Genomic DNA, 7,004 nt, shown 5'->3' with positions numbered 1-7,004 from the left:
CGCACCGCGTCAGGTAGTAAGCCCTCAGCTCTCGCTCTAAGTCTTGCGTCCCGAGCCGTCCGACGGATCCGGAATTTCGCCCGGCAGATAGTTCGGCAACCGGCTGGCCGGAATGATCGCAAGCATCGAGAGTCCAGCGAGGATGAGGAGCGCGATCTTCAGCGCGAACAAACGCGATTCCGTGTTGACGCGCACGGCTTCGGTGACCTGCGCCGGAGACGCGGTCGTGCCAGCCAGCACGGTCTGCAAACGGTCATTGCTGATGAAGTTGATGCTGTCGAGATCAACTTGCGCCTGAAGTTCAGGCGTCAGTTTCGGCGCTGCTGCGATGTTACCAAGCATGATTGTGGTCAGCAGCCCGACCGCCAACGCACCGGCCACCGCGGTTCCGACCGCAGCGGCGAGATTTTGCGTGGTGCCGCGCAGCGAGCCCACGTCACCGGCCAATTCTTTTGGCGAAGCGGTGACGAGCACGTTGAAGAGCAACGTGACCAATGCGCCTTGACCAATCCCGAATGTGACGAGGCCGAACAGAACGGGCACGGCACTCCAGTCATTGCGCACGACGAAGGCGAGCCATAGGAGCCCCAGCGTGCAGAGAATAAAACCAAAAATGCCGATCCGCTGCGGCGTCAGGGTCGAATAGACCCTGACGACCAGCATCGCGGTGAAGAACACCGTCAGGTTGAACGGCATCATGGCCACCGCGGTGGCAATGGGCGACTGACCTTGCACGATCTGGATATACAGGGGCACGGTGAAATTGAGCGCCGCTTCCAGTGCGACAACGACAAACAATGCGTAGACCGCGGCCCGCTCTTTCGACGAATCGATCACGTCGAGCGCGAGCAGAGGCGTCTTTCCCGCCTCTTGGCGTCTGCGCGTCCACATCAGGAAGGCCTGGCCGAGCACGATTCCAACGACGATGAAAATCGGGGCGGGAGACAGGCCGAGGAGATTGAATGGTGCATTGCCGGTGGCAACGCCGAGGCCCCACCGGTTCAGATTGTTGAAGCCGAAGCTGATGAGGACGATGGCCGCCGCCGCCAGGAGAACGCCGACCATGTCGATGTTCACCTCCGGCCTGCCCTCAGTCGACTTGAGGCGGAAGCTGAGGAGGAAAACAATGGCCGAAACAGCGATCAGAATGCCGAAGGCCGGCCGCCAGCCGATGAACGTGCCGAGGATTCCGCCAACGACGAAGGCCAGCACGCCGGCCAAAGCACGCGCGGAACCTAGCGCGCCGACCGCCGTCGCCTGCTGACGTCCGCTGTAGTTTTCCGCGATGAGCGCCACCAGCGCCGGCACGATCACGGACGCGGCCGCTCCGATAACGGCCTGGGCCATGATCATCAGCGTCGCGGTCGGGCTGAACGTCATCAACACTTGCCCGGCGCAGAACACGACAACGGCGAGGCGGAACACGCGGGCAGCGCCAAAACGCTGGACCAGTTTTGCACCGAGCATGACGAAACCGGCAACCAGCATCGAATAGGCCACGATGCCGGTGGCGACTGTGGTCGGCGGAACGTTGAAGCTTTTCACCATGCCGCTCAGCGCGACCGGCAGCGAAGCCACGTTGAAGGACATGATCATCTGGCCAAGCGCGATGGCAATCATGGGCACCCATGATTCGCGGGCCTCGCTGTGACTTGCACTCACGGTGGCGGTCGTCATTTGCCCCTCCCGGAAGATTCATTCACGGCTTCGCAGATGTGCGCCGTGCGGCACGATCACAATTCCGGCTTGGAGACGAACAGATCCATGCCGAGTTGCTGCGACAAATATTTTGCCGCGAGCTGGCCTTTGACGCTGTTTCCTGCAGCGTCCAGCGGCGGCGCAAACGTACCGAGCCCGCCCTTCCCCGGAGAGACGGTGACGATACCGCCGCCAATCCCGCTCTTGCCCGGCAGTCCGATCTCATAAAGCCAGTCGCCGGATGTCTCGTAGAGACCCGCCGTGGTCATCACCGCAAGTGCGTAATGGCAAACCGAAGGATCGACCACGCGCTCTTTCGTGACAGGATTGACGCCTCCATCGGCGAGCGTCGCTCCCATGACCGCCAAATCCTTCGCACTCACATTGAGCGAGCATTGCCGCGTGTAGAGATCGACCGCTTCCATCGGATCGCAATAGATGCGGCTCACGCTTTGCAGGAATTGCGCGATGCTGCGGTTCCGGAAATTGGTCTCTCGCGCGGATTCAAGAACCTCATCGTTCATCTGCAGTTCGCGCCCGGCAAACCTGGAGAGTCCGGAATGGATGAACGCCCATTTCTCGTCCACGTTGTGACCCGGCACCAGACTCGTGGTCGCGATCGCGCCCGCATTGACCATCGGATTGGTGAGGCCATTCGACGTCCGTTCGATTCCGGCAACGGAGTTGAATGCATAGCCGGTAGCGTTTGCGCCGATCTTTTCGCGCACCGCTTCATGCCCGATTTCCTCGCAAATGAGCGAGAAGATGAAGGGCTTGGACACACTCATGATCGAGAATTCATGGTCGGTTGCACCGACAGCGTAGGTTTTGCCACTGGTGCCTACGACACAGATCCCGAACAGATCGCGCGGCACGCGTGCCAGCGCCGGATAGACCTGCGAATTCTCACCGTCGTCGTTTGAGCTGAAGCGGTTATAGGCGGCGTTCACCAGCCTGATGATGTCGTCGGGTGAAGGCAGGTGCCCTGTGGAAATATATCCGTCGCCAAAATGGCCGAGGCGCACATCCATCGGATAATTCCTCTGACACCACAAATTGAAGACAGACGAATTCGTCGCAACATTGCCAAGACAATCATCCGTTGCGAAGCCCGCGTCAACACGTATTGCATCGTGCAGCGCAGCAGAACTGATAAGACTGCCGGGCTCCTCATCGACGCGATCGATTCGGTACGATGATCGTCACGCCATCAACAATGCTTCGAGCGACGTTCGAGAAGCCAGGCCGTCTGTTCAGAGCCGTCTGAGTCGGCCATGCTCAACTGATATATGTCAAAACGCTCAAACTCGATTTCGTCGTATCGTTTGTATGTGCCGTGAACGACTATTCACGTCGCTTTGGCGTCACATGAGACCTGCACCTTCGTCTCTGCGTACACTGTACGGTAAAATGTGCCGGGTCGCATTGCGATAGCGCACGGCCAATAATTCACCGAACCGCCCTATTGGCGGCCCTACAATTTCCTGTCACGGTAGTTTTGTTGCTTGATCGACCGATACGAACGCGTTGTTTCGAGGCACGAATGTATTTTCTCACCGCATCCCGCAGCCCGGTGCAAAGAGCGGTCGCTAGATCGCTGTTGATTGCCCTGCTGCCAGTGCTGCTCTTTGCATGTTCGCGCGAGGAAGAGAAGGCCGAACCGGAGACGCGTCCGGTCCGTACCGTGGCGGTCGAAAAGCGCGAAGCCGGTGAAACCGTCTCGCTTGCCGGGACAATCGAAAGCCAGGTCCAGGCCGATCTCGCATTCCGCATCGGCGGACGGCTGATCGAACGCACGGTCAATGTCGGCGACAAGGTCAAGGCGGGCCAACTGATCGCGCGATTGGACCCGACAGACGAGCGCAACGCCCTGCGGGCCGCCGAGGCGTCACTGATCGCGGCCAACGGTCAGTTATCCGAAGCACGCATCAATTATGAGCGGCAGCGGCATCTCTACGAAAGGCAGATCGCCGCTCGCGTCGCATTTGAGCGAGCGGAGCAGGTTTTCACGACGGCACAAGCCGCGGTGAAGGCCGCGGAAGCCCATGTTGGCCTAGCCACGCAGCGTCTAGACGATACCGAGCTCCATGCCGATGCGCCCGGCGTCGTAACGGCGCGTGGCGCGGAGACCGGCGAGATCATCCAGCCTGGCCGCATGATCGTGCAGATCGCCCGTGACGAGGGCAAGGATGCGGTGTTCAATGTGCCGGCAAACATCCGGGAAGCGAGCCATCCTGATCCGGATGTCACCGTCGCGCTATCGCTGTCGCCCGACGTCACGGCTAAGGGTCGCGTGCGCGAGATCGCTCCGCGCGCCGACGCCGCCACCGGCACATTCCGCATCCGGGTCGGCCTGATCGATCCGCCGGCGGAAATGCGCCTCGGCTCGACCGTGGTCGGACGCACGACCTTCGCACGCCATGCCGGCATCGAATTGCCGGCCAGTGCGCTGACAAATTCGAATGGCCAGCCGGCGGTCTGGATCGTCGATCCGAAGTCGATGACCGTTGCGCTGCGGCAGATCGGCGTTGCGCGCTTCAATCCGGGCTCGATCGTCGTCTCCGACGGTGTCACGCCGGGTGAACTGGTCGTCACCGCCGGCGTTCAGGCGCTTCGTCCCGGTCAGAAGGTGCGCCTGCTGGGCGCCACATCATGATTGGCCCCAATCTTTCGGCATGGGCGATCAAGAACCGCTCGATCACCATCTATTTCATGCTGGTCGCCGTGATCGCGGGCGCCCTCGCCTTCGTCAAGCTCGGCCGCGACGAAGATCCGAGCTTCACGATCAAGACCATGCTGGTGACGGCGGTCTGGCCGGGTGCAAGCATGGAGGAGACGCAGAAGCAGCTTGCCGAACGGCTCGAGCGCAAGCTGCAGGAAACCACCGGCCTTGATGCGCTGCGCTCGATCGTGCGGCCCGGCATCGTCACGATCTATGTCGATCTCGACGGTGCCTTCGATCCGAAGCGCGTTCCTGCCGTCTGGCAGGAGGTTCGCAATTCTATTGGCGATATTCGTCATACGCTGCCGCAAGGCGTACTCGGGCCGTTTTTCAACGACAATTTCGGCGACGTGTTCGGCATCATCTATGCATTCACGTCCGACGGCTTTTCGGATCGCGAATTGCGGGACTATGCCGACAATGTACGCTCCACCCTGCTGCATCGCGTGAATGCAATCTCAAGCATCGAATTCATCGGGCAACAGGACGAACAGGTTTTCGTCGAATTCCTGCCGGACCGCGTTGCCGCGATGGGGCTCGATTATGGGCAGATCTTCGCGGCGATCGCGGCGCAGAACGCCGTGCGGCCGGCCGGCACCATCAATACCGGCACGGAAAACCTTGCGCTGCGCGTCTCCGGCGCGTTCCGGAATTACACCGACATCCTTGACGTCTCGCTGAATGCCGGCGGCCGCATCATACGGCTTGGCGATATCGCGACCGTGCGCCGCGGCTTCGTCGACCCGCCACAGCCGCTCCTGCGCGTCAATGGCCAGCCGGCCATCGCGCTCGCGATCTCGATGCGCGAAGGCGGCGACATCCTGCAGCTTGGCCGCGACGTTTCCCGTGTCATGCGCGATGTGAAGTCCGACCTGCCGATCGGCATCGAGGCAATCCAGATCTCGAACCAGCCGCAGGTGGTCGACCGCGCGATCGGCGATTTTACCACTTCGCTGTACCAGGCCATCCTTATCATCCTCGCCGTCAGCTTCCTGATGCTGGGCATACGGCCGGGCACCGTGGTTGCCGTCGCGATCCCGGTGACGCTAGCCGTGGTCTTCCTCGTGATGCAGACGATGCATATCGATCTGCAACGCGTCTCCCTCGGCGCACTCATCATCGCGCTGGCGCTGCTGGTCGACGATGCCATGACCACCGTCGATGCGATGCTGCGCCGGCTGTCCCGGGGTGACACCATCGAGCAGGCATCGAGCTTCGCCTACACTACGCTCGCGGCCCCGATGCTGATCGGCACGCTCATCACCATAGCCGGCTTCGTGCCGATCGGCTTCGCGCAGAGCCAGGCCGGCGAATATACGATCTCCCTGTTCCTCGTGGTCGCAATCGCGCTGATCGCCTCGTGGCTGGTCGCGGTGCTGTTCACCCCGATCATCGGAGCACTTGTGCTCAAGCCGCCGGTGCAGGGCGCAAGCGACGAGCCGGGCCGCATCATGCGCGGCTATCGCTCGCTGCTCACCACCGCAATCCGCCTGCGATGGATAACCATCGCGGTGACGCTCGCGCTGTTCGTAGTCGCGGTGCTGGGACTGCAGGTCATCAACCGGCAGTTCTTCCCGCCCTCGGACCGCAACGAGCTGATCGTCGATCTCCAGTTGCCGCGGTCGAGCTCGATCTTCGCCAGCGAGGATGCGGTCAAAGCTATCGAGGAGAAATTCCTCAAGAAGAGCAAGGATGTCGACTATTGGAGCGCCTATGTCGGCCGCAACGTGATCCGCTTTTATCTGCCGCTCGCAATCCTGCCGCCAAGTGACCACCACTCTCAGATGGTCGTTCTCGCCAAGGACCTTGACGCACGGCTGCGGCTTGAGCGCGATCTCGCGAAATTCCTGACTGACGAATTCCCGCAGGCCATCACCCGCGTCAGTCCGCTCGAGATGGGTCCGCCGATCGGCTGGCCGCTGCAGTGGCGCCTCGTCGGGCCCGACCTCGAGGTGCTCCGCACCAATGCACACAAGCTTGCTGAAATCATCGCCTCTCACCCCGGCGCGAAGCGTGTCCATTTCGACTGGATCGAGCCGGCCCGGCAATTGCGCATCCAGATCGATCAGGACGAAGCGCGCCGCCTCGGCCTGACCAGCCAGACGCTCGCCAACACCCTGAGCACGGCGGTCTCGGGCTCGACCGTCACCCAACTTCGGGACGACATCTATCTCGTGAACGTTGTCGTTCGCGCCGACGCGAGGGATCGCGTCGCCCTCGATACGCTGTCGACATTGCAAGTCCCGGTGCCGGGTGGGCGCACTGTCGCCCTGTCGAGCTTTGCAACATTCGCATATGAACAGGAGCAACCGCAGATCTGGCGCCGTGATCGCGTGCCGACGCTGACCGTACTGGCCGACGTCGATACCGGATGGCTCCCTGAAACCGTGGTCGACGCCATCAAAGGCAGGATCGACAAGTTCAACAGCGAATTGCCGCGCGGTTACCGGATCGAGCTTGGCGGCACCGCGGAGACGAGCGCGGAAAGCCAGGCCGCGGTGTTCGCGGTTGTCCCGATCATGATCCTGATCATGCTCACGCTGCTGATGATCCAGCTGAAGGAGTTCGGACAGGTCGCGATGGT

General features: G+C 61.5%; 4 protein-coding genes. 2 read left to right on the top strand and 2 right to left on the bottom strand.

From position 1 onward, the window contains the following. Window positions 1-36: 36 nt before the first annotated feature. A complete protein-coding gene (locus VNZ93_RS00020) occupies window positions 37-1,677 on the bottom strand; it encodes an MFS transporter (protein ID WP_325698255.1) in 1,641 nt (546 codons plus the stop codon). A 56-nt stretch (window positions 1,678-1,733) separates the two neighbouring features. Then, window positions 1,734-2,729 (bottom strand): glutaminase A, encoded by a 996-nt coding sequence (gene glsA, locus VNZ93_RS00015; protein WP_325698252.1) that lies wholly within the window; start codon window positions 2,727-2,729, stop codon window positions 1,734-1,736. Window positions 2,730-3,241: 512 nt separating this feature from the next. On the opposite strand from glsA, the gene VNZ93_RS00010 reads away from it, so the two are divergent. Both VNZ93_RS00010 and VNZ93_RS00005 read left to right on the top strand, forming a co-directional pair. Then, complete coding sequence (locus VNZ93_RS00010; RefSeq protein ID WP_325698249.1) at window positions 3,242-4,354, top strand: efflux RND transporter periplasmic adaptor subunit; 1,113 nt, start codon at window positions 3,242-3,244, stop codon at window positions 4,352-4,354. Next, a partial coding sequence (locus tag VNZ93_RS00005) for an efflux RND transporter permease subunit (protein ID WP_325698246.1) occupies window positions 4,351-7,004 on the top strand: 2,654 nt, incomplete at its 3' end. The genes VNZ93_RS00010 and VNZ93_RS00005, both read left to right, overlap by 4 nt.

This window comes from Pseudorhodoplanes sp. (assembly GCF_035565795.1).
Taxonomy (GTDB): Bacteria; Pseudomonadota; Alphaproteobacteria; order Rhizobiales; family Xanthobacteraceae; genus Pseudorhodoplanes.
Note: the sequence above shows the minus strand (reverse complement) of the source record. Positions and strands in the feature narration are given on the sequence as shown.

Coding starts and splice junctions, on each gene's coding strand:
- glsA (WP_325698252.1), bottom strand. CDS start 2,729: ATGGATGTGCGCCTCGGCCATTTTGGCGACGGATATATTTCCACAGGG.
- VNZ93_RS00020 (WP_325698255.1), bottom strand. CDS start 1,677: ATGACGACCGCCACCGTGAGTGCAAGTCACAGCGAGGCCCGCGAATCA.
- VNZ93_RS00010 (WP_325698249.1), top strand. CDS start 3,242: ATGTATTTTCTCACCGCATCCCGCAGCCCGGTGCAAAGAGCGGTCGCT.